The 19,896-nt window shown below is 73.7% G+C and carries 22 protein-coding genes; 8 read left to right on the forward strand and 14 right to left on the reverse strand.

Annotated elements, in window-relative coordinates:
* Nucleotides 1–42: 42 nt before the first annotated feature.
* The 6 genes from O7604_RS02485 to O7604_RS02510 form a co-directional block, all read right to left on the reverse strand.
* Nucleotides 43–1,350 carry a phosphatidate cytidylyltransferase gene (locus O7604_RS02485; RefSeq protein ID WP_281578754.1) on the reverse strand — a complete coding sequence of 436 codons (1,308 nt, stop codon included), beginning with the start codon at nucleotides 1,348–1,350 and terminating at the stop codon, nucleotides 43–45.
* 253 nt (nucleotides 1,351–1,603) lie between these two features.
* On the reverse strand, nucleotides 1,604–2,161 hold the full coding sequence (frr, locus tag O7604_RS02490) for a ribosome recycling factor (RefSeq protein WP_269701461.1): 558 nt from the start codon (nucleotides 2,159–2,161) through the stop codon (nucleotides 1,604–1,606).
* A gap of 86 nt (nucleotides 2,162–2,247) precedes the next feature.
* Nucleotides 2,248–3,015, reverse strand: coding sequence for a UMP kinase (gene pyrH / locus O7604_RS02495; protein WP_013284607.1), 768 nt, complete (start codon nucleotides 3,013–3,015; stop codon nucleotides 2,248–2,250).
* A 157-nt stretch (nucleotides 3,016–3,172) separates the two neighbouring features.
* Nucleotides 3,173–4,000, reverse strand: a complete 828-nt coding sequence (gene tsf, locus O7604_RS02500) for a translation elongation factor Ts (protein WP_269701462.1) — start codon at nucleotides 3,998–4,000, stop codon at nucleotides 3,173–3,175.
* A 127-nt stretch (nucleotides 4,001–4,127) separates the two neighbouring features.
* Nucleotides 4,128–5,000 (reverse strand): 30S ribosomal protein S2, encoded by an 873-nt coding sequence (rpsB, locus tag O7604_RS02505; protein WP_269701463.1) that lies wholly within the window; start codon nucleotides 4,998–5,000, stop codon nucleotides 4,128–4,130.
* A gap of 242 nt (nucleotides 5,001–5,242) precedes the next feature.
* Entirely contained in the window at nucleotides 5,243–6,289 is a 1,047-nt protein-coding gene (locus tag O7604_RS02510) for a hypothetical protein (protein WP_281578755.1), read from the reverse strand.
* A gap of 191 nt (nucleotides 6,290–6,480) precedes the next feature.
* Between O7604_RS02510 and O7604_RS02515 the strand changes: the two genes are divergently transcribed.
* The 4 genes from O7604_RS02515 (at nucleotide 6,481) to O7604_RS02530 (ending at nucleotide 10,250) form a co-directional block, all read left to right on the forward strand.
* Nucleotides 6,481–7,071 carry a hypothetical protein gene (locus O7604_RS02515; protein WP_281578756.1) on the forward strand — a complete coding sequence of 197 codons (591 nt, stop codon included), beginning with the start codon at nucleotides 6,481–6,483 and terminating at the stop codon, nucleotides 7,069–7,071.
* Between the two features lie 119 nt (nucleotides 7,072–7,190).
* Nucleotides 7,191–7,550: a YraN family protein gene (locus tag O7604_RS02520; RefSeq protein WP_064447257.1), complete on the forward strand. Its 360-nt coding sequence runs from the start codon at nucleotides 7,191–7,193 to the stop codon at nucleotides 7,548–7,550.
* 1 nt (nucleotide 7,551) lies between these two features.
* Nucleotides 7,552–9,072: a YifB family Mg chelatase-like AAA ATPase gene (locus tag O7604_RS02525; RefSeq protein ID WP_281578757.1), complete on the forward strand. Its 1,521-nt coding sequence runs from the start codon at nucleotides 7,552–7,554 to the stop codon at nucleotides 9,070–9,072.
* Nucleotides 9,069–10,250, forward strand: a complete 1,182-nt coding sequence (locus O7604_RS02530; protein ID WP_281578758.1) for a DNA-processing protein DprA — start codon at nucleotides 9,069–9,071, stop codon at nucleotides 10,248–10,250. Before O7604_RS02525 ends, O7604_RS02530 begins: the two co-directional genes overlap by 4 nt.
* A gap of 5 nt (nucleotides 10,251–10,255) precedes the next feature.
* Here O7604_RS02530 and O7604_RS02535 read toward each other — a convergent pair whose 3' ends face one another.
* The gene (locus O7604_RS02535) at nucleotides 10,256–10,597 is read right to left on the reverse strand and encodes a hypothetical protein (RefSeq protein WP_281578759.1); all 342 of its coding nucleotides are present in this window, start codon (nucleotides 10,595–10,597) and stop codon (nucleotides 10,256–10,258) included.
* A gap of 439 nt (nucleotides 10,598–11,036) precedes the next feature.
* Between O7604_RS02535 and O7604_RS02540 the strand changes: the two genes are divergently transcribed.
* Nucleotides 11,037–12,110, forward strand: a complete 1,074-nt coding sequence (locus O7604_RS02540) for a tyrosine recombinase XerC (RefSeq protein ID WP_281578760.1) — start codon at nucleotides 11,037–11,039, stop codon at nucleotides 12,108–12,110.
* Nucleotides 12,111–12,198: 88 nt separating this feature from the next.
* On the forward strand, nucleotides 12,199–13,380 hold the full coding sequence (locus O7604_RS02545; RefSeq protein ID WP_281578761.1) for an aminotransferase class V-fold PLP-dependent enzyme: 1,182 nt from the start codon (nucleotides 12,199–12,201) through the stop codon (nucleotides 13,378–13,380).
* Nucleotides 13,381–13,412: 32 nt separating this feature from the next.
* Here the strand turns inward: O7604_RS02545 and O7604_RS02550 are convergent, their stop codons facing one another.
* The gene (locus O7604_RS02550) at nucleotides 13,413–14,144 is read right to left on the reverse strand and encodes a M23 family metallopeptidase (protein WP_281578762.1); all 732 of its coding nucleotides are present in this window, start codon (nucleotides 14,142–14,144) and stop codon (nucleotides 13,413–13,415) included.
* Nucleotides 14,145–14,276: 132 nt separating this feature from the next.
* Here O7604_RS02550 and O7604_RS02555 point away from each other — a divergent pair, with 132 nt between their 5' ends.
* Together O7604_RS02555 and O7604_RS02560 are read left to right on the forward strand one after the other, a co-directional pair.
* Nucleotides 14,277–14,936, forward strand: a complete 660-nt coding sequence (locus tag O7604_RS02555) for a methyltransferase domain-containing protein (protein WP_281578763.1) — start codon at nucleotides 14,277–14,279, stop codon at nucleotides 14,934–14,936.
* Entirely contained in the window at nucleotides 14,933–16,039 is a 1,107-nt protein-coding gene (locus tag O7604_RS02560) for a sulfite oxidase (RefSeq protein ID WP_281578764.1), read from the forward strand. The genes O7604_RS02555 and O7604_RS02560 overlap by 4 nt, the downstream gene beginning before the upstream one ends.
* Before the next feature lie 12 nt (nucleotides 16,040–16,051).
* On the opposite strand, the gene O7604_RS02565 is transcribed toward O7604_RS02560, so the two are convergent.
* From O7604_RS02565 to rplS, 6 genes are all read right to left on the reverse strand, one after another.
* Nucleotides 16,052–16,375, reverse strand: coding sequence for a DUF2469 domain-containing protein (locus O7604_RS02565; protein ID WP_011905215.1), 324 nt, complete (start codon nucleotides 16,373–16,375; stop codon nucleotides 16,052–16,054).
* Nucleotides 16,372–17,253 carry a ribonuclease HII gene (locus O7604_RS02570; protein ID WP_269701482.1) on the reverse strand — a complete coding sequence of 294 codons (882 nt, stop codon included), beginning with the start codon at nucleotides 17,251–17,253 and terminating at the stop codon, nucleotides 16,372–16,374. Before O7604_RS02570 ends, O7604_RS02565 begins: the two co-directional genes overlap by 4 nt.
* Nucleotides 17,247–17,714, reverse strand: coding sequence for an NUDIX hydrolase (locus O7604_RS02575; protein WP_269701483.1), 468 nt, complete (start codon nucleotides 17,712–17,714; stop codon nucleotides 17,247–17,249). Before O7604_RS02575 ends, O7604_RS02570 begins: the two co-directional genes overlap by 7 nt.
* Before the next feature lie 90 nt (nucleotides 17,715–17,804).
* The gene (gene lepB, locus O7604_RS02580; protein WP_269701485.1) at nucleotides 17,805–18,437 is read right to left on the reverse strand and encodes a signal peptidase I; all 633 of its coding nucleotides are present in this window, start codon (nucleotides 18,435–18,437) and stop codon (nucleotides 17,805–17,807) included.
* A complete protein-coding gene (lepB, locus tag O7604_RS02585) occupies nucleotides 18,434–19,315 on the reverse strand; it encodes a signal peptidase I (protein WP_281578765.1) in 882 nt (293 codons plus the stop codon). Before lepB (O7604_RS02585) ends, lepB (O7604_RS02580) begins: the two co-directional genes overlap by 4 nt.
* A gap of 168 nt (nucleotides 19,316–19,483) precedes the next feature.
* Nucleotides 19,484–19,843, reverse strand: coding sequence for a 50S ribosomal protein L19 (rplS, locus tag O7604_RS02590; protein ID WP_013284591.1), 360 nt, complete (start codon nucleotides 19,841–19,843; stop codon nucleotides 19,484–19,486).
* Nucleotides 19,844–19,896: the final 53 nt, after the last annotated feature.

The following is a 19,896-nucleotide window of genomic DNA, read 5'->3' on the forward strand; positions in this document are numbered from 1 at the left end:
CGGCCGGCCGGGCCGCGTCGGCTCGCCGCCGTGATTCATGCCTCAGCCCACCACCGGGACGAAGACCGCGAGCAGCAGGTACGCCACCGGCACGGCGAACAGGATCGAGTCGAGCCGGTCCATCAGACCGCCGTGCCCGGGCAGCAGGTTACTCATGTCCTTGACGCCGAGATCCCGCTTGATCATCGACTCGGCGAGGTCACCGAGCACCGCCGAGACGGAAATCGCCATCCCGAACAGCGCCCCCCACCAGGGGGCCACGTCGAACAACGCCCACAGCAGCGCCGCGCTGCCCGCCGCCGCGGCGGCCACCGAGCCGGCGAAGCCCTCCCAGGACTTCTTCGGGCTGATCGTGGGCGCCATCGGGTGCTTGCCGAACGACACGCCCGCGGCGTACCCGCCGGTGTCGGAGAGCACCACCGCCGCCAGCGTCACCAGCACACGCAGGTGCCCGTCGCCGGGCGCCGCCGCGAGCATGGCCGCGAACCCGGCGAGGAACGGCACGTACACCGCGATCAGGGTGGCCGCGGTGAGGTCGCGCTGGTAGTTGCCGGGCCCGTCGCCGAGCCGCCAGATCATCGTGCCCAGCACCGTCACCAGCAGGCCGAGGCAGAGCGCGTCGGGGCCCGCGTACCAGGCCAGGCCCACGGTGATCACGCCACCGGCGACCAGCGGCGCCAGCGGCGGGTGGGCACCGCTGCGGCGGACCGCGCGGGCCATCTCCCAGATGCCGATCCCGACAGCGGTCGCCAGCACGGCGAGGAACGCCGGCATGAAGAAGAACAGCGGCACCACGACCGCCGCGCCGAGGGCCACCCCGACGCCGATCGCGGCCGGCAGGTTACGCCCGGCCCGGGACGTCGTCGGCTCGGTGGTCGGCGGACGCTCGGCGCTCGCCCGTCGGCGTCCCGGCCCGCGGCGGCCGGCCGGCGGCTCCGGCGCGGGCTCGTCGCGTACCGCCGGGATCTGCTCGGTGGGCTCGTCGCGCACCGGCGCGATCTGCGCGGTCGGGTACTCGTCGTCGCGGGCCGGCTCACCCCACGGGCCGTCGTGCCGCGGCTCGTCGCGCCGGCCGCGGTCGCCGGCCGGCGGTCCGTCGTACCGGCCCGGGCCGTCGTGGTGCCGCGAGGTCGTCGGGTACGGCCCGGCGTACGTGTCCGGGCCGGCGTACGTGTCCGGGCCTCCGCCGGGGCGGGCGTAGGTGTCCGGCTCGGCGGGGTGGGTGTGCGCGGCCGGGCCGGGCCGCCAGGGGCCGGGCTCCAGGTCGGTGTCCGGCCAGGGCAGGGCCGGGGCGGCCGGGCGGTCCCAGCCACGCGACTCGGTGTTGCCGTAGGGGTCGGGGTGGGACATCACGCACCGGCAGCCGGTACGAGAGCCACCACATGACGCAAGACCAAGACCATCCCCTACCGGCGTGAGACTTCCTGTTTACCGACCGACGGCCGGGCGACTCCCGCCGTTCACCCCGTGGTGGTCGGGAATCGTGCCGAGCCTACTGCACCCGCCGCGACGCCGAGGGTGTGCGCCGCCGGGCACGACGACGGCACCGGGCCGCCGCCCCGGCGGGCGACGGCGCGCGGTGCCGTTCGAGGTACGCGGGTGCTCAGACCTCGAGCAGCTCGCTCTCCTTGTGCTTGACCAGCTCGTCGACTCCGCCGACGAAGCGCTGGGTCAGGTCGTCCAGCTCCTTCTCCGCGCGCCGGCCCTCGTCCTCGCCGACCTCGCCGTCCTTGACCAGGCGGTCCAGCTCTTCCTTGGCCTTGCGGCGGATGTTGCGGACGGCGACCTTGGCCTCCTCGCCCTTCTGCCGGGCGACCTTGATCATGTCGCGGCGCCGCTCCTCGGTCATCTGCGGCAGGACGATGCGGAGCTGGTTGCCCTCGTTGTTCGGGTTGGCCCCGAGGTCCGAGTCGCGGATCGCCTTCTCCATGGCGCCCAGCTGCGAGTTGTCGTACGGCTTGATGATCACCATGCGCGGCTCGGGCACCGCGATGGACGCCATCTGCGGCAGCGGGGTCGGGCTGCCGTAGTAGTCGATCACGATCCGGGAGAACATGGCGGCGTTGGCGCGTCCGGTACGGATACCGCCGAACTCCTCCTTGGCGTGCTCGATGGCACGCTCCATCTTCTCCTCCGCCTCGAGGAGGGTGTCGTCGATCACCGGTCTCCTCGCCTCCTTCTGTCGCTCGTCGGGTGTGGTGCGGGTGCTGCCGTGGCAGAGGGACCGCTGCCGGTCCGGCGGGCCGGTCAGGCGGTGATCAGGGTGCCGATCTTCTCGCCGCCGACGGCCCGGACGATGGTGTCGTCGCCCTGGGCGCCGAAGACCAGCATCGGCAGGCCGTTCTCCATGCAGAGGCTGAACGCGGCGGCGTCAGCCACCCGAAGGTTACGGCGCAGCACCTCGGAGAAGGTGATCGAGTCGAGCTTGCTCGCGGTCGGGTCGATCCGGGGGTCGGCGGTGTAGACCGCGTCCACGCCGTTCTTGCTCATCAGCACCACGTCCGCGCGGATCTCCAGCGCCCGCTGGGCGGCCACCGTGTCGGTGGAGAAGTACGGCATGCCGGCGCCGGCGCCGAAGATGACCACGCGGCCCTTCTCCAGGTGGCGGATCGCGCGCAGCGGGATGTACGGCTCGGCGACCTGGGCCATCGTGATGGCGCTCTGCACCCGGGTCTCGATGCCCTCCTTCTCCAGGAAGTCCTGAAGGGCCAGGCAGTTCATGACCGTGCCGAGCATGCCCATGTAGTCGGCGCGGGCGCGGTCCATGCCCCGCTTCTGCAGCTCGGCGCCGCGGAAGAAGTTGCCGCCGCCGACCACCACCGACACCTGCACGCCGCGGCGTACCACGGTGGCGATCTGGCGGGCGATGCCCTGCACGACGTCGGGGTCGACGCCGATCGCGCCGCCGCCGAAGACCTCACCGGAGAGCTTCAGCACCACCCGGCGGGACCGACCGGGCGGAGGGGCGGTCGGGTCCTCCGCCGCCAGGCTCCGGTCACTCACAACCTGCGTCATCCGCCCCGCCCCTTCTCCCCGCGCATCGCGCGAGCGTCGCGTACGTGCCCCTGCCGACCCTATGTGACGAGGAGGCCGCGGTGCCTGTCGCGTACACCGGCGGCCTCCTCGTCGACGTTCTCCCCTGTGCCCGGGCCGGACGGCCCGGTGCGGCGGCTCAGGCCTGGCCGACCTCGAACCGCAGGAAGCGGGTCACCTCGATGCCGGCGTCGGCCAGCACCTGCTTGACGGTCTTCTTGTTGTCGGCGACCGACGACTGCTCCAGCAGGACGAAGTCCTTGAAGAAGGCGTTGACCCGGCCCTCGACGATCTTCGGCAGCGCCGCCTCGGGCTTGTTCTCCTCGCGGGCGGTCTGCTCGGCGATGCGCCGCTCGGACTCGACGGTCTCGGCCGGCACCTCGTCGCGGGTGAGGTACTTCGGCCGCATCGCGGCGATCTGCATGGCCACGGCGCGGGCGTCGGCGTCGGCCGCCTCGTCCGACTTGCCGGTGAACTCGACCAGCACGCCGACCGCCGGGGGCAGGTCCTGGCTCTTGCGGTGCATGTAGACCGCGGTGGTGCCGTCCAGCTTGGCGAAGCGGTTGAGCACCAGCTTCTCGCCGATCTTGGCGGACTGCTCCTGGATCAGGTCGGCCACGCTCTTGCCGTCGATGGTGCTGGCGAGCAGCTCCTCGGCGTTGGTGGCGCCGCTGGCCACGCCGTGCTCGACCAGCTGCTGGGCCAGCGCGATGAAGGCGTCGTTCTTGGCGACGAAGTCGGTCTCGCAGTTGAGCTCGAGCAGCGCCTGGCCGGAGTGGGCGATCAGGCCGTTGGCGGCGGTGCGCCCGGCCCGCTTGCCGACGTCCTTGGCGCCCTTGACGCGCAGGATCTCGACGGCCTTGTCGAAGTCGCCCTCGGCCTCGGTCAGCGCCTTCTTGGAGTCCATCATGCCGGCGCCGGTGAGGTCGCGGAGCTTCTTGACGTCCGCGGCGGTGAAGTTGGACATGACTCTCTCTTCGGTGTCAGTGAGGTGGTCTGGGGTGCTGGTTACCCGGTTCCGGGCCGGTTCTGCCCGGCGTACCCGTCGCGTCCCCACCGCCGGGAGTCCGGACGGTGGGGACGCGACGGCGAGATCACTCCGCGGAGGCGGTCGCCGGCTGCTCGGCGGCCGGCGCGGCGGCGGGCTGCTCGGCGGCGGCGGGCTGCTCGTCGGCCTTCTTCGGCTCCTCGAGCAGCTCGCGCTCCCACTCGGCCAGCGGCTCGTCGGCGCCGACCTGACCGGCCTCGGGCTTCTCGTCCGCGCCCCGGTTACGGCCGGAACGGGCGATCAGACCGTCGGCGACGGCGGCGGCGACGACCTTGGTCAGCAGCTCGGCCGAGCGGATGGCGTCGTCGTTGCCCGGGATCGGGAAGTCGACCTCGTCCGGGTCGCAGTTGGTGTCGAGCACCGCGATCACCGGGATGCCCAGCTTGCGGGCCTCGTCGACGGCGATGTGCTCCTTCTTGGTGTCGACGATCCAGACCGCGGCCGGGAGCTTCTGCATGTCCCGCAGACCACCGAGGGTCTTGGTGAGCTTGATCTTCTCGCGGGAGAGCTGGAGCGTCTCCTTCTTGGTGTAACCGGCGGCGGTGCCGCTCAGGTCACCCAGGGCCTCCAGCTCCTTCATCCGCTGCAGCCGCTTGTACACGGTCTGGAAGTTGGTCAGCATGCCACCGAGCCAGCGGTGGTTGACGTACGGCTGGCCGACCCGGGTCGCCTGCTCGGCGATGGCCTCCTGGGCCTGCTTCTTGGTGCCGACGAACAGGATGCTGCCGCCACCGGCGACGGTGGTGCGGACGAACTCGTACGCCTTCTCGATGTAGTCGAGCGTCTGGCGCAGGTCGATGATGTAGATACCGTTGCGCTCGGTGAAGATGAAGCGCTTCATCTTCGGGTTCCAGCGCCGGGTCTGGTGCCCGAAGTGCACACCGCTTTCCAGCAGCTGACGCATGGTCACGACGGCCATGGTGGGTTACTCCTACTTTGTCCCTGGTTGTCCGTCCGGCCGGCGGCCGGACGCCTGGCGCCCGATCGCCGGCCAGGGTGGGCCCGATACGTCAGACCGGGACCAGGGAGGCCGTCGCCCCACGGAGAAGACCGTGGAGAGGGCACGCGAGGTCGACCGCGCGAGGCGGTCGCCAGTCGACCAGTGTACGCGCCCTCTCCGCTGTCCGGCCCCCGGGTGCGGAGCACGCCCGCGCGGCTCGGTCAGCCGGCGGCGAGCGCGGCGGCCACGAACAGCACCAGGCCGACGGTCAGGTATGCCGTCGGCGGGCGAAGCCAGCCCCGGCTGCCGTCGGCCAGCGCCAGCCCGCCGGTGCGCAGCCCGTACAGGCCGGTGCCGAAGATCGGCAGCCCCACCACCAGGAACATGCCCACCACGACGTGCGACGTCGACACCGGGTCACCGAACAGGCCGTGCAGCAACACCCGCACCGCCGGCACCTCCAGCACCAGCACCAGCACCGCCAGCAGGATCGCCAGCGCCGGACGACGCGTCCGGTAGACACCGTCGCCGGGCGGCGGCCCGTCCGGACGCGGCAGCACCGCGGGCATCGGACCGGTCGGCATCTCGAGGGGGTTCGGGGTCGCCGCCGGCTGCGCGGGGCCGCCCGGCCGCTCACCGATCCGCAGCGGGGTGGCCTCGCCGGGGTTCAGCCGCGCCGCGGCGGTCGCTTCGGCTCCGCCGTCGATACCCGGCGCCGGCTCGACGACCGGGTAGCCGCCGATCGGGCTGAGCCGGGGCTTGTCGACGCCGCCGACAGTGCTCCGGGCGTCGGCGCCCACGCCGCCGGCCGGGTCGCTGCCGTGAGCGATGAGGCCGTACGGGTCGGCGCCCACCGGTGCGGCGCCGGTCAGCGGGGCGGTCGCCGGCGCACCCAGCGAACTCGACAGCGGGTTGCCGTGCGCGGCGGTGCCGAGCGCGTCCACGCCGCTGCGGGACACCGCGCCGAGCGGGTCGGCCGCCGCCTCGCGCGCCGCGCGACGGCCGGCGCGCGATCCGGGCAGCTCGCCGGAGACCTCCGGGTCGTCCGGCCGCTGCGACCGCCAGCTGCTCGTGTCGTCCACCAGCGGATCGGCGGCGGAGTACCGGCCCGGCTCGGCGTACCGGCTGTCACCGGCGCGCTGCTCGGGGGTGCGGTAGTCGTCGTCGCGGTAGCGGGGCTCGCCCGAAGCGCGCCAGTCCGACTCGTATCCGCGGTCGCCCCATCGCGACCCCTGCTCATCCTCGGAGTAGTTCCGTCGTCCGTCCACGACCGGCACGGTATGCGACGGGCACCAGCCGCGCCATTCGGGTCGCCTGCGGATCGGCCCAGGTCAGCGCCGACATCGCCGGGTCGCCGACGGGACACGGTCAGTAGCCGTACCGGGCCTGTGCGACCACGCCGTCGCGGCGGCGCGTGTTCGGGATACCGTGCTCCGGCTCACCGCACGAGAACGGGGTAATGGCGATGACGGCACGACCCACTACGCGCCTGCTGCTGGCGGCCACGACACTGATCCTGATCGCCGGGTGCGCGCCGGAGCCGGCGACGCGGCCGAAGTCCGGTGCTTCTCCGGTGGGCGCGCCGTCGCCGGTCACCCGCAAACTGCGGATGCCGGAAACGCTGCTCGGCCTGACGAAGAACATGGATCGCGTGGCCATCGAAGGGGCCAAGCGGCACCTCGACACCCTGAAGCGTGAAGTCGACCCGGCCACCAGTGCCGTCGGCTGGGCGTACGGCGGGCACGGCCCGGACGCCGACATGGTGTTCATCACGGGCGTGTCCGGCACCGTCACCGACCAGCAGGGGTTGGTCGAGCGCGCGCTGAGCCCGTACCGCGTCGGTGCCCGCGAAGATGTCGATGCCGGCCGGCTGGGCGGCACGGCCCGCTGCGGCCAGGGGCGGACCGAATTGAAGAGCTACCTCGTCGTCTGCGCCTGGGCCGACCCTCAGACCCTGGGTGTCGTCGCTTTCCTCTCGTCCCGCCCGATCGGCGACCGGACAGCGCAGTTCCTCGACGTGCGCGAAGCGATGACCGAGACCGCCGGGTGAACGGCACGCGCTAACACATCGGACGGGTGATCGCGAGCCCGTCCACAGGCGGCACCTTGTCCACAGGGAGTCCCTTCACGGCGCCCCTGACCCCAGCCTCCGGTCGCATCCTGGCCGGCATGACGAACCGGAACCGAGCCGTCGGGGCGTACGGCGAGCGGTGCGCGCTACGGCACCTGATCGAGACGGGCCTGCGCCCGGTCGCCCGCAACTGGCGCTGCCCCGAGGGCGAGATCGACATCATCGCCTGGGAGGGGCCGGTCCTCGCCATCTGCGAGGTCAAGACCCGCCGCACCGAGCAGTTCGGCTCGCCCGCCGAGGCCGTCGTACCGGCCAAGGCCCGCCGGCTGCGCGGCCTGGCCGCGCGCTGGCTCGCCGAGACCGGAACCACCGCCGACGAGGTCCGCTTCGACGTGCTCTCCGTCCGGCTCCCGCTCACCGGCCCCGCCCGGGTCGAGCACCTCCGCGGCGCGTTCTGACATGGGGTACGCGAAAGTGCTGAGCGTCGGCCTGGCCGGAGTCGCCGGGCATCTCGTCGAGGTCGAGGCCGACCTGGCTCCCGGACTGCCCGCCGTGATCATCTCCGGCCTGCCCGACACCGCCCTGCACGAAGCGCGCGACCGGGTCCGCGCCGCGATCGTCAACTCCGGTCAGAAGTGGCCCAACCGCCGCATCACCCTCAACCTCCTCCCCGCCACCCTGCCCAAGTACGGCTCGGCGTTCGACCTCGCCATCGCGCTCGCCGTCCTGGCCGGGTCGGGTGAGCTGCCACCGGTCGCCCTGGACGCCACAGTGGTGCTCGGCGAACTCGGCCTCGACGGCGCGGTACGCCCCGTCCGCGGCACGCTGCCGATGGTCGCCGCGGCCGCCCGCGCCGGGCACACCCGTGTCGTCGTACCGGCCGGCAACGCCGCCGAGGCGGCGGTCATCCCGGGCGTACGGGTGCACGCGGTCGACACCCTGCACCGGCTCGTCGCCCACGTCCGCGACGGCATCCCGCTGCTCGCCCCACCCGCCCACGTTCCGGCCGACGGGCCGGCCGGGCCTGACCTCGTCGACGTGGCCGGGCAGCCGCTCGGGCGGCGTGCCCTGGAGATCGCCGCCGCCGGTGGCCACCACCTCGCGCTGTTCGGTCCACCCGGCGCCGGCAAGACCATGCTCGCCGAGCGGTTGCCGTCGATCCTGCCCGCACTGGGCGACGAGGCAGCCCTGGAGGTCACCGCGCTGCACTCGATCGCCGGGCTGCTGCCACCCGGCGGCGGGCTGCTGCGCCGTCCCCCGTTCCAGGCGCCGCACCACACCGCCACCGTGCCCGCGCTCGTCGGAGGCGGCTCCGGGCTGGCCCGGCCCGGCGCGGTGTCGCTCGCCCACCGCGGGGTCCTGTTCCTGGACGAGGCGCCCGAGTTCGGCAAGGGCGCGCTGGAGGCGTTGCGGCAGCCGCTGGAGAGCGGCCGGGTCCGGGTGGCGCGAACCCGAGGCGCCACCGAGTATCCGGCCCGCACCCAGCTGGTGCTGGCGGCAAACCCCTGCCCCTGCGCGAAACCCTCCGGTGACGTGGACTGCGAGTGCGCGCCGCTGGCCCGGCGACGCTACCTGGGGCGGTTGTCGGGTCCGCTGCTCGACCGGGTGGACGTGCAGGTCCAGCTGAAGGCGGTGCGCGCGGCGGAGCTGCTGAGCACCGACTCCGCGCACGAGTCCTCGGCCACCGTCGCCGCCCGGGTCGTCGCCGCGCGGCATGCCGCCGCCGATCGCTGGGCTGCCACCGGGCACCGGGTGAACGCCGACGTCCCCGGCCCGTACCTGCGCCGGCCGCCGTGGCACCTGCCCGCCCGGGTCACCCGGGATCTGCGCCACCGGCTCGACACCGGTTCGCTGTCCGCGCGCGGCTACGACCGCGTACTCCGGCTCGCCTGGACCATCGCCGACCTGGACGGGCGGGACCGGCCCGGCCGCGACGACGTCGCGGAGGCCGTCCAGCTCAGGACCGGGGAGGTCGCGTGAGCGCCGACGAGCAGCGGCTGGCGCGGGTCGCGCTCACCTGGCTCGCCGAGCCCGGCACCCGGTCGGTGTACGCCCTGGTCGAGCGGATCGGCCCGGTCGCCGCGCTCGACCTGCTGCTGTCCGGCGAGGCGCCGGAACGGACTCTGCGCTCGGCCGTGGCGGCGCGGGGCGCCTCCGGCGACGCCCGGGCGGTCGCGGCCGACGCGCTGGCCCGTGGCGAACGGCTCGGGGCCCGGCTGGTCACCCCCGACGACGACGAGTGGCCCGCCCAGGTCCGCGACCTGCGCCGCCTGGCGCTGTCAGGGGCCACCCGGCGGGTCGACGTGGAGACCGACCCGCCGCTCTGCTTCTGGGTACGCGGAGCATGGCCGCTCGGTGAGGCGCTGGCGCGCTCGGTGGCGGTGGTCGGCGCCCGGGCGGCCACCCCCTACGGCGCGCACATCGCCACCGAGCTGGGCTACGGCCTGGCCGACCGGGAGTGGACAGTGGTGTCCGGTGGGGCGTTCGGCATCGACGCCGCCGCGCATCGCGGGGCGCTGACGGCGGGCGGGCGCACCGTCGCCGTGCTCGCCTGCGGCGTGGACCGCCCGTACCCGATGGGCAACGCCGCGCTGTTCGACCGGATCGCCGAAACCGGCCTGCTGGTGAGCGAGTGGCTTCCGGGCGCGGAGCCGCTGCGGCCCCGGTTCCTCATCCGCAACCGGGTCATAGCGGCGGCGACGAACGGCACGGTTCTCGTGGAGGCCGCCGCCCGCAGCGGCGCCACCCAGACGCTCAACCGGGCGCTCGGCCTGCGCCGCCCGGCGATGGTGGTGCCCGGGCCGGTCACGTCAGCGATGTCCGTCGGTGGGCACGAGGTGCTGCGGGAACGGCCGGAGGCCCGGCTGGTCACGAACGTCGCACACGTGCTGGAGGAAGTGGGACGCATCGGATACGACCTCGCCCCGCCCGCCCGGGCACCGGAACGCCCCCGGGACCGGCTCGACGAGGAGGCCACCCAGGTGCTGGAGGCGCTGCCCCGCCGCCGGGCCCTCGACCTGGAGAGCATCGCCGCGCGGGCGGGCGTCGACCTGCGTACCGCCATGCGCAAACTGTCCATGCTGGAGGAGCTGGCGATGGTGGTACGCCGCGACGACGGATACGCGCTCGCGCCACCATCACCGACCGCCCGCACGTGAACGCGTCAGTCGCCCTCGAACCGGATCTCGGCGTCGCGGCGCTCGGCACATCGGCGGACGAGCCGGGCCAGCCGGTGGACGTGGTCGACCTCCGCCGGCGCCCGCGCCACCTCCGCCAGGCACCGCAGCTCGGCGAGCAGGTGCGGCATCCGTTCGGCGCCCACGGCCAGCTCACCGAGCGGGTCGACGCGGTCCAGCAGCGGGGTCCGACCCCCGCCGCGGACACGTTTGAGCAGGTCGAGCAGGACATCCTGCGGGTCCGCCACGACCTCGATCGAGACGTACACGGGTCGGCGACGGTGGTCACCCGCCGACACCTGCCGGTAGAGGACGGCGTCCACTCCCACTCTCGGCCCTCCTCGTACCGGGCGTCACCGTCGCGGGGGACGCACTGGCCTGATCGCGGCCGGATCAACCCTCCGTCGGGGCCGGCTCGGCCACGCTGCCCGCCGGTTGCCGCACCGGAGCGTGCCGCAGCACGAGTTTCCCCTGTCCAGACCCGCTTCTGCTACCCCGCTCAGCGCGCCGTCACATATCCCTGGCCGGAACCCAAGCGGCCGACGTGGCCGACGGCACACGGCTGTCGCCGGCCAATGCCCGAAGGCGGAGCGGCGGCCGGACGACGGCACGACCGGGCGACGGCACGACGAGGGCGGCGCGTCGGCGGCGGCACGGCGAGGCGGGGCCGGCGGCACGGCGAACGGCGGCGCTCCGGCCTTACCCTGAGGCGGTGATCGGTGTCCGCCTCCCGCGCCGCGACCGCGTACGCCCGGACCGGGTCCCGCGATGAGCAGGCGGCAGCGCGGCACGCGGGACGCGCACGAGGAGCTACCCGCCTCGATGCGCGAGGCGGTGGACGACTTCGCCGACCACCTGTCGCGGGTCCGCAACCGCTCCGTCCACACCGTCCGGGCGTACGTCACGGATCTGGTGTCGCTGCTCGACCACGCGGTCCGGATGGGCTGTGCCGAGCTGCCCGAGCTGGACCTCGCCGTGGTGCGCAGCTGGCTGGCGAAACAGCGGACCATGGGTGCGGCCCGGACGACGATGGCGCGGCGCGCGGCCGCAGCCCGGACGTTCAGCGCCTGGGCACACCGGACCGGCCTGCTCGCCGACGACGTGGCGGCCCCGCTGGCCAGCCCTCGCGCGCGGCGGGAACTGCCCACGGTGCTGCGCGCCGACCAGGCGGCCGCCCTGGTGGAGGCCCCGTCTCGGCAGCGCCCGGGCCAGCCCGGGGCCGACAGCTCGACGGTCCACCCCGACGGGGCCGGGCTCGGACCCGACCACGGAACGGCCGCCGGACGGGCAGCCGGCGAACGGGCATCCGCCCGCCCGGCCGGCGACGGCCCGCCTGACGCGGTGCTGCTGCGCGACCGGCTGCTGCTCGAACTGCTCTACGGCACCGGGGTACGCATCAGCGAGGCGTGCGGTCTGGACGTCACCGACGTCGACCAGGCCCGCCGGGTGGTACGCGTGCTGGGCAAGGGCGGACGGGAACGCTCGGTGCCCTACGGGGTGCCGGCCCAGCGGGCGCTCGACGCCTGGCTGCGCGACGGACGACCCGCCCTGCTGGCCCCGGGCTCGGGCCGGGCGCTGCTGCTCGGGGCGCGAGGCGGGCGGCTCAACCCGACCACCGCGCGGCGGATCGTGTCCGGGTGGGCCGGGGCCGCCGGGGTGCCGAGGGTGACTCCGCACGGGCTGCGCCACTCGGCCGCGACGCACCTGCTCGAAGGCGGCGCTGACCTGCGCGCCGTGCAGGAGCTGCTGGGGCACTCGTCGCTCGCCAGCACCCAGATCTACACGCACGTCTCGGTCGAGCGGCTCCGCGCCGCGTACCGGCAGGCCCACCCCCGCGCCTGACCGCCACGGGCGCGCAGGCAGCGTCGGTGGAACGGTCAGCGGGCGGAATCCGGCCGGCGCATGATCCATCTCGGGCTAGGATCGGTGGATGACGGTGCCGCAGCCGCCCGAGCCGATTCCCGGGGCTCGGCTGCTCTTCTCCCTCGATCCGTCCGTCAGCCATCTCAACCACGGCTCGTTCGGCGCCGTACCGATCGCCGTGCAGCGTGCCCAGCAGCGCCTGCGTGACGAGATGGAGGCCAACCCGCTGCGGTTCTTCACGCAGGGCCTGGTCGACCGGATCGCCCACGCCCGGCGGCACCTGGCCGCGTTCCTCGGCGCCGACCCGGACGGCACCACGCTCGTCGGCAACGCCACCACCGGTGCGGCGGTGGTGCTGCAGTCGCTGGCGCTGCGCCCCGGCGACGAGATCGTGACCACCGACCACGGGTACGGGGCGGTGGCGCTGTCGGTCGCCCGGGAGTGCGCCCGCACCGGAGCGGTGTCCCGCACCCTGCCGGTGCCGTTGACCGCCACCGACGAGGAGGTGGTCGAGATCGTCCGCGACGGGCTGCGTCCGGGGCGTACCAAGCTGCTGATCGTCGACCAGCTCACCTCGCCGACCGCCCGGCTGTTCCCGACCGCGGCGATCGTCGCGGTGGCCCGGGAGCGGGGCGTGCCGGTGCTGGTGGACGCCGCCCACGCGCCCGGCATGCTGCCCGCCACCGTCGCGTCCGTCGGCGCCGACTTCTGGGTCGGCAACCTGCACAAGTGGGCGTACGCGCCACGCGGCACCGCCGCGCTCGTGGTGGCGCCGCAGTGGCGGGAGAAGATCCAGCCGCTCGTCGTCTCGTGGGAGCAGGACAGCGGCTTCCCGGTCCGGGTCGAGTGGCAGGCGACGCTCGACTACACGGGTTGGCTGGCCGCGCCGGTGGGCCTGTTCACGTTGCGCAGCCTCGGCGTCGACCGGGTACGCGCGCACAACGCGGCGCTGGCCGCGTACGGCCAACGGGTCGTCGGGGACGCGCTCGGTGTGGCGCCGGAGCGGCTGCCGGAGCCCGGCGGACCGGCGGTCGCCATGCGGCTCGTGCCGCTGCCGCCCGGTGTCGCGACGACGCTGGACGCGGCCCGGGAGCTGCGGACCCGGATCGCCGACCGGCTCTCCGCCGAGGTGTCGATCGCCGGTTGGAACGGGCGCGGCTACCTGCGGTTGTGCGGCCAAGTCTACAACACCCCCGACGAGTACGACCGGCTGGCCGTCCGGCTGCCCACGCTGCTCGCCCAGAGCTGAGCCCGCGCGCCGCCGACCGGCGCAGCGGCCGATCAGCCGGCGACAACCGCGGAACTGTCGGGGACGGGGTGCAGCGGCAGCAACCGAACCCGACCGAGCCCGAGCAGGGCCAGCGGGTCGAGGTACTCCGCGTCGCGCCGCAGTCCCCAGTGCAGGCACGCCGCCTCCACGCACCCGGGATGCCCGGCGAGCAGGTCACCGACGGGCGTGCCGGCCTCCACCAGGGCGCCGGCGGTGACCCGGGAGCGGACCGGCTCGTAGGTGGTGCGCAACCCGTCGGGATGGCCGACGGTGAGCACCGGCCGACCGGCGACCGTACCGGCGAACAGGACGATCCCGGCGCCGGCCGCCAGCACCGGCGCACCGGGCGCGGCCGCGAGGTCGACGCCCCGGTGCCCGGACAGCCAGGGCTGCGGCGGCGGGTCGAACCGCCGCACCACCCGGGGCGCACCCGGCAGCGGCCACCGGAATCGCCCACCGGGCGCGGCCCGACGTCCCGCCCCCGAGACACCCGCCATCGGGTCACCGGCGGTCGAGGCACCCCCCGAGGAACCGGGGAACGGCCCGGCCACGGACGAGTAGGCACCTGCCGCAGAACCGGCGAACGGCCCGGCCACGAACGAATGGGCACCGGTCCAGGACGACAGCGGCCCGGCCGAGGACGACAGCACCACCCGGGACGGCGTGGAGGCGCCCGGCAGGCAAGCCGCGAGGAACAGCACCGACAGCACGGCCCGGCCGGCCGGAGAGATCGAGATACGCACGCCGGCCACCCTGCCGGCCCCGGGCACCGTCCCGCGAAGCCCGCACGAGCGCCCTGTGGACGAGGCACCGACTGTGGACGGGCGCCGAAATCGGGGCCGATCTGCTACGGCCGGGACGCCTATGCTGGCCGGGTGACGAAGGACTGGTACGCCTGGCACAGCGACTACGACCAGCCCGAGTCCGCGCTGGCCCGGCGACTCGCCGAGGTGCGGCAGCGTGTCGCCGACGCGCTCGACGCCGCACCACCCGGCCCGCTGCGCGCGCTGAGTCTCTGCGCGGGTCAGGGCCGCGACCTGATTCCGGTGCTGGCCAGCCACCCCCGGGGCGGCGACGTGACCGCCCGCCTGGTCGAGCTGGACGCCCGTAACGCCGACCTGGCCCGCCGTGCCGCCGCCGACGCGGGGCTCACCGGCGTGGAGGTGGTGACCGGGGACGCCTCGCTGACCGACCGCTACGCCGATCTGGCCCCGGCGGATCTGGTGCTGGTCTGCGGCATCTTCGGCAACATCACCGACGACGACATCCGGGCCACGGTGCGGCACTGCGCCTCGCTCTGCGCCACCGGCGGCACGGTGCTGTGGACGCGGCACCGCCGCGAGCCGGACCTCGTGCCGGTCATCTGCGAGTGGTTCGCCGAGGAGGGCTTCGAGCCGGTGGCGGTGAACAGCCCCGCCGACGGGGTGGGCGTCGGCGCGCACCGCTTCACCGGCACGCCCCGCCCGTTGGCGGCGGGGGTGCGGATGTTCACGTTCGTGGGCTACGACGTGCTGGAGCGGACGGAGCAGTCATGACCACAGTGGACGACGTCAGCCGGCCCTCCCGGGTGGCCGGGCCGGACGAGGCGATCAGCACCGAGGAGCTCCAGCTCGCCGCGCGCAACCACGGCATCCCGCTGGAGGCGCTGCGGTACGACGTGACCCCGGCGGGCCTGCACTACCTGCTCATCCACTACGACATCCCGGACGTCGACCCGTCCGCGTACGCACTGAGCGTGTCCGGCGCGGTCGAGCGTCCACTGCGGCTGGACCTGGCGGCGCTGCGCGACCGGCCCCGGGTGACCCACCGCGTGACGTTGGAGTGCGCCGGCAACGGCCGGGCGCTGCTGCACCCCCGTCCGGTCAGCCAGCCCTGGCTGGTGGAGGCGGTGGGCAACGCCGAGTGGACCGGTACGCCGCTGGCACCGCTGCTGCGTGAGGCCGGCCTGTCCGGCGACGCGGTGGACGTGGTGTTCACCGGCGCGGACCACGGGGTGGAGCGCGGCGTCGAGCAGGACTACCAGCGGGCGCTGCCGGTGGCCGACGCGCTGCGCGAGGAGGTGCTGCTGGCGTACGAGATGAACGGCGCTCCCCTGCTGCCGCAGCACGGCGCGCCGCTGCGCCTGATCGTGCCCGGCTGGTACGGCATGGCGCACGTGAAGTGGCTGCGCGACATCACGGTGACGACCGAGCCGTTCGACGGCTACCAGAACGCGGTTGCCTACCGGCTGCGGCGCGACGCCGACGACCCGGGCGTGCCGGTGACCCGGATCGAGCCGCGTGCGCTGGTGCGCCCGCCCGGTTTCCCGGATTTCATGTCCCGCACCCGGGTGCTGCGGCCCGGGCCGTGCACTCTGGACGGCCGGGCCTGGTCCGGCCACGCGCCGGTGACCTCGGTCGAGGTGACGACGGACGGCGGCGAGACGTGGACACCGGCGGTGCTGGACGAGCCGTCCGGGGGCCAGTGGGCCTGGCGCCGGTGGTCGGTGAGCTGGACGGCGACCCCGGGGCGGTACGTGCTGGGCGCCCGGGCGACCGACGCGTCGGGGCGTACCCAGCCGGTCGAGCAGCCGTGGAACCGGGGCGGGTTCGCGAACAACCTGGTGCAGCGGGTCGAGGTGGTAGTGCCGGCGCAGTGATCCGGCGCCCGGTCAGCTCCCGAATCCGGAATCTGCGGGAAGCGAGATGTCGGGCTTTTCGAGCTCTTCCACATTGACGTCCTTGAACGTCATTACTCGAACATTCTTGACGAAACGGGCAGGACGGTACATGTCCCACACCCAGGCGTCGTGCATCTCGACCTCGAAGTAGACCTCGCCGTCGGAGTTGCGCACGTGCAGGTCGACCTGGTTCGCCAGGTAGAAACGGCGCTCGGTCTCCACCACGTAGGAGAACTGGCGGACGATGTCGCGGTACTCCCGGTAGAGCTGCAGCTCCATCTCGGTCTCGTACTTCTCGAGATCTTCCGCGCTCATCGCACTCCGCCTTCCATGACCACATCTTCCCCCACTGACGCCGGAGGTCGCGGCTGCTCGCCCAACGCCACGCCGACGGTACCCCCTGACGCGCCGCAGTGCCCCATCGGCTCGTCCGGGCGCCCGGCGAACGCGCCGGGGCCGAGACCCGGCAGCCCGGCCGCGGGCTCGGGCGGCGCCACGCCGGCGCCGTCGCCCGCCGGGCGGCGGGCGCGGGGAGGCCGACCGTCCCGTCCGGAGACGGCAGCCACGTTCACGTACGAGAAGCGGTGTTCCCGGCAGGGCCCGAGCGCACGCAGGGCCGCGCTGTGCTCGGCGGTGATGTAGCCCTTGTGCTCGGCGAAGCCGTAGCCGGGGAACCGCCCGTCCAGTTCCACCATCATCCGGTCCCGGGTGACCTTCGCCAGCACGCTCGCCGCCGCGACGCACGCGGCCACCCGATCACCCTTCCAGACCGCCAGGCCCGGCACGTCCAGCCCGTCGACGCCGAAGCCGTCGGTCAGCACGTACTCCGGGCGGGTGGTCAGCGAGGCGAGCGCCCGGCGCATCGCGGCGAGGTTGCACACGTGCAGCCCGCGGGCGTCGACCTCCTCGGCCGGGATGACCACCACGGCGTACGCCAGGGCCCGCGCCACCACCTCGTCGTAGACGCGCTCGCGGGCGGCGGCGGTGAGCAGCTTCGAATCGGCCAGCTCGTCGATCTCGCCGCGCCGGCCCTCGGGCAGGATCGCGGCGGCGGCCACGAGCGGCCCGGCGCAGGCGCCCCGGCCGGCCTCGTCGGCGCCCGCCACGTGCCGGAAGCCACGCCGCTGCAGGGCGCGCTCCAGCGCGTAGAGGCCGCCGTCGCGGCGGACCACGGTGCGCGGCGGGGTCAGCATGCGCCGCCTCCCGCCAGCACCGCGCCGAGCCGGCCGGGCAGGTCCGGCGGGTAGTAGCGCTCGGCCGAGGCGGCCAGCTCGGCCACCGGCCACCAGCGGTGCCCGTGCACGCTCGCCCGTTCGACGTCGTTGAAGCCGGCCGTGTCGACCTCCCAGCCCGTCACCCGGACCAGGTAGAACTGCTGCTCCTGGCGGTACCAGACACCGTCGAACGGGAACTCGACCGTGTCCGCCCAGACCGGCGCGCCCAGCTCGGCCGGGGCCAGCCGCAGGCCGGTCTCCTCGGCCAGTTCCCGGGCGGCGCCGTCAGCCGGGGACTCCCCCGGGTCCAGCCCGCCGCCGGGGGTGAACCAGTAGCGGTGACCCGGCCGGGCCGGATCACTGCCCTGGAACAGCAGCACCCGGTCGGACGCGTCGACCAGCAGCACCCGGGCCGCGCGACGAGGGGTGTAGACGGTCACCGCACCAGCCTGCCAGACGCCTGCGACGAACGACCACGCCCTCCCGCCGCCGGCCGGAGCCCGGCGTGCCGGCGCGTGGCGCGGGCCTGCTCAGGGATTGGGGATCCCGTCGAACTGCTCCGGAACGCTGAGCCAGGTCGCGCGGCTGACCGGCCAGAAGATGGTGAAGGCCCGGCCGACGACCTCGCCCTCGGGGATGGTCGCCACGTTGATGTCCTCGCCGGACTGCTGCCAGTGCTCCAGCGAGTCGCCGGACGCCTCCCGGTGGTCACCCATGACCCACAGGCGCCCCTTCGGCACCGTGATGTCGAAGTCCTGGTCGGCGGGCTTGTTGCCGGGGAAGATGAACGGCTCGTCGATCGGCTTGCCGTTGATGACCAGCCGCTCCTGGCCGCTGGTGCGGTCGCAGCAGACCACGTGATCGCCGCCGACGCCGATGACCCGCTTGATGAAGTCCTCGCCGTCGGGGTTGCCGCTCCACTCGGTGGGCGCCTTGAAGACGATCACCTCACCCCGGTGGGGGGAGCGGAAGTCGTAGACCAGCTTGTTGACAAGCACCCGATCGTCGATCTTGAGGGTGTTCTCCATGGACGGCGACGGGATGAAGAAGGTCTGCAGCACGAAGGCACGCACCAGCACCGCGACCAGGATCGCCACGCCCAGGAGGATGGGCAGCTCCTTCCAGAAGGAGCTGCGGGGCTTCTCGGTCTGCTCGTCGATCACGGGTGGAGCCTACGTCGCCGGGTACGGCGCGGTCGCCCCGAACCCGCCAGAACGGTGAGCGTCGCTGCGACCGGGAGGATCAGGACGACGCCGCCGACCGGGTCGGGATCCACCGGCACCGGCACCGCCGGCGCGGCGTCCGAGCGGGGCACGCTGGTGAACGTCTCCGGTACGGGCAGACCGGTCCACCGCTGCGACGGCCAGACGATCATGAAGGCGCGGCCGACCACGTTCTCGATCGGCACCGGCCCCTGACATCGGGCGTCCTGCGAGACCAGCCGGTGGTCGCCCATCACGAAGATCTGCCCGGGCGGCACCACCACCTCGGTGAACTGCCGGGACCGGCACTCCTTGGGATTGGGCGGCAACTCGACCGGGGAGTCCTCGAAGAGGTACGCCTGCTCGTCCAGCGGTACCCCGTTGACCACCACCCGGCCGTCGTCGCAGCACCAGATCTTGTCGCCCGGCACCCCGATGACGCGCTTGATGAAGTCCTTCTCGCCGGGGCGGCTGACGCCCACCAGATCGCCGAGTGTGCGGCCGACCCGCCCGGCGAAGTTGGCCGGCGGCGCGGGCGCCTCCTGGGCGACCCAGCGGTCGGTGCCCCGGAACACCACCACCTCGCCGCGGACCGGGTCGCGGACGTCGTAGACGACCTTGTTGACGAGCACCCGGTCGCCGACGAGCAGCGTGTTCTCCATCGACCCGGAGGGGATGAAGAACGCCTGGAGCAGGAACGTGCGGATCAGCACCGCGAGGCAGAACGCCACGATCAGCAGCAGCGGCAGCTCCTGCCAGAGCGGCATCTGCCGGCGGCCGCGGCGGGCCCGCCGACGCCAGGGATCGACGGTGCCGTCCTCGTCAACCATCTGCACCATGCCACTCTCCGGTCCGCGGAAACGACACTACCGCCCGGGAGTCCCCTCGGAGACCCCACGGGCGGTAGTGGACCGTTTCGCACCGTCCGGCTGCGCCCGTACCGACCAGGGTAGTGCGGTCCGGTCGATACGACATCCGCGCAGCTCGGGCGGCGTGGCGTACGGAATTCAGTTCGCCGGCTGCTTCTCCCGCAGCTCCTTGATCTTGGCCTTCTTGCCGCGCAGCTCGCGCAGGTAGTAGAGCTTGGCGCGACGCACGTCACCGCGGGTCACGACCTCGATCCGGTCGATGCCCGGGCCGTTGAGCGGGTAGGTCCGCTCCACGCCGACACCGAAGCTGACCTTGCGGACCGAGAAGGTCTCGCGCAGGCCGTCACCCTGGCGGCGGATGACGACGCCCTGGAAGATCTGGACCCGGGACCGGTTGCCCTCGACGACCCGCGCGTGCACCTTGACGGTGTCACCGGCACGGAAGTCGGGCAGGTCGGTACGCTTCGACTGGGCGTCAAGGGCGTCCAGGATGTTCATCGCTGCGTCCTCGTGAGGCTCACGGCGCATCGTCAGTCGATGCGCGGATGGGT

Origin of the sequence: Micromonospora sp. WMMA1947, from assembly GCF_027497355.1 — a bacterium.
In the GTDB taxonomy this organism is placed as follows: Bacteria; Actinomycetota; Actinomycetes; order Mycobacteriales; family Micromonosporaceae; genus Micromonospora.

What these genes read in the sequence shown, in the direction of transcription:
- lepB (WP_281578765.1), bottom strand. Translation starts at nt 19,315, where the DNA reads ATGGTGCAGATGGTTGACGAGGACGGCACCGTCGATCCCTGGCGTCGG.
- tsf (WP_269701462.1), bottom strand. Translation starts at nt 4,000, where the DNA reads ATGTCCAACTTCACCGCCGCGGACGTCAAGAAGCTCCGCGACCTCACC.
- O7604_RS02520 (WP_064447257.1), top strand. Translation starts at nt 7,191, where the DNA reads ATGACGAACCGGAACCGAGCCGTCGGGGCGTACGGCGAGCGGTGCGCG.
- O7604_RS02525 (WP_281578757.1), top strand. Translation starts at nt 7,552, where the DNA reads ATGGGGTACGCGAAAGTGCTGAGCGTCGGCCTGGCCGGAGTCGCCGGG.
- rplS (WP_013284591.1), bottom strand. Translation starts at nt 19,843, where the DNA reads ATGAACATCCTGGACGCCCTTGACGCCCAGTCGAAGCGTACCGACCTG.
- pyrH (WP_013284607.1), bottom strand. Translation starts at nt 3,015, where the DNA reads ATGACGCAGGTTGTGAGTGACCGGAGCCTGGCGGCGGAGGACCCGACC.
- rpsB (WP_269701463.1), bottom strand. Translation starts at nt 5,000, where the DNA reads ATGGCCGTCGTGACCATGCGTCAGCTGCTGGAAAGCGGTGTGCACTTC.
- O7604_RS02540 (WP_281578760.1), top strand. Translation starts at nt 11,037, where the DNA reads ATGAGCAGGCGGCAGCGCGGCACGCGGGACGCGCACGAGGAGCTACCC.
- O7604_RS02570 (WP_269701482.1), bottom strand. Translation starts at nt 17,253, where the DNA reads ATGCTGACCCCGCCGCGCACCGTGGTCCGCCGCGACGGCGGCCTCTAC.
- O7604_RS02485 (WP_281578754.1), bottom strand. Translation starts at nt 1,350, where the DNA reads ATGTCCCACCCCGACCCCTACGGCAACACCGAGTCGCGTGGCTGGGAC.
- O7604_RS02560 (WP_281578764.1), top strand. Translation starts at nt 14,933, where the DNA reads ATGACCACAGTGGACGACGTCAGCCGGCCCTCCCGGGTGGCCGGGCCG.
- O7604_RS02545 (WP_281578761.1), top strand. Translation starts at nt 12,199, where the DNA reads ATGACGGTGCCGCAGCCGCCCGAGCCGATTCCCGGGGCTCGGCTGCTC.
- O7604_RS02565 (WP_011905215.1), bottom strand. Translation starts at nt 16,375, where the DNA reads ATGAGCGCGGAAGATCTCGAGAAGTACGAGACCGAGATGGAGCTGCAG.
- O7604_RS02515 (WP_281578756.1), top strand. Translation starts at nt 6,481, where the DNA reads ATGGCGATGACGGCACGACCCACTACGCGCCTGCTGCTGGCGGCCACG.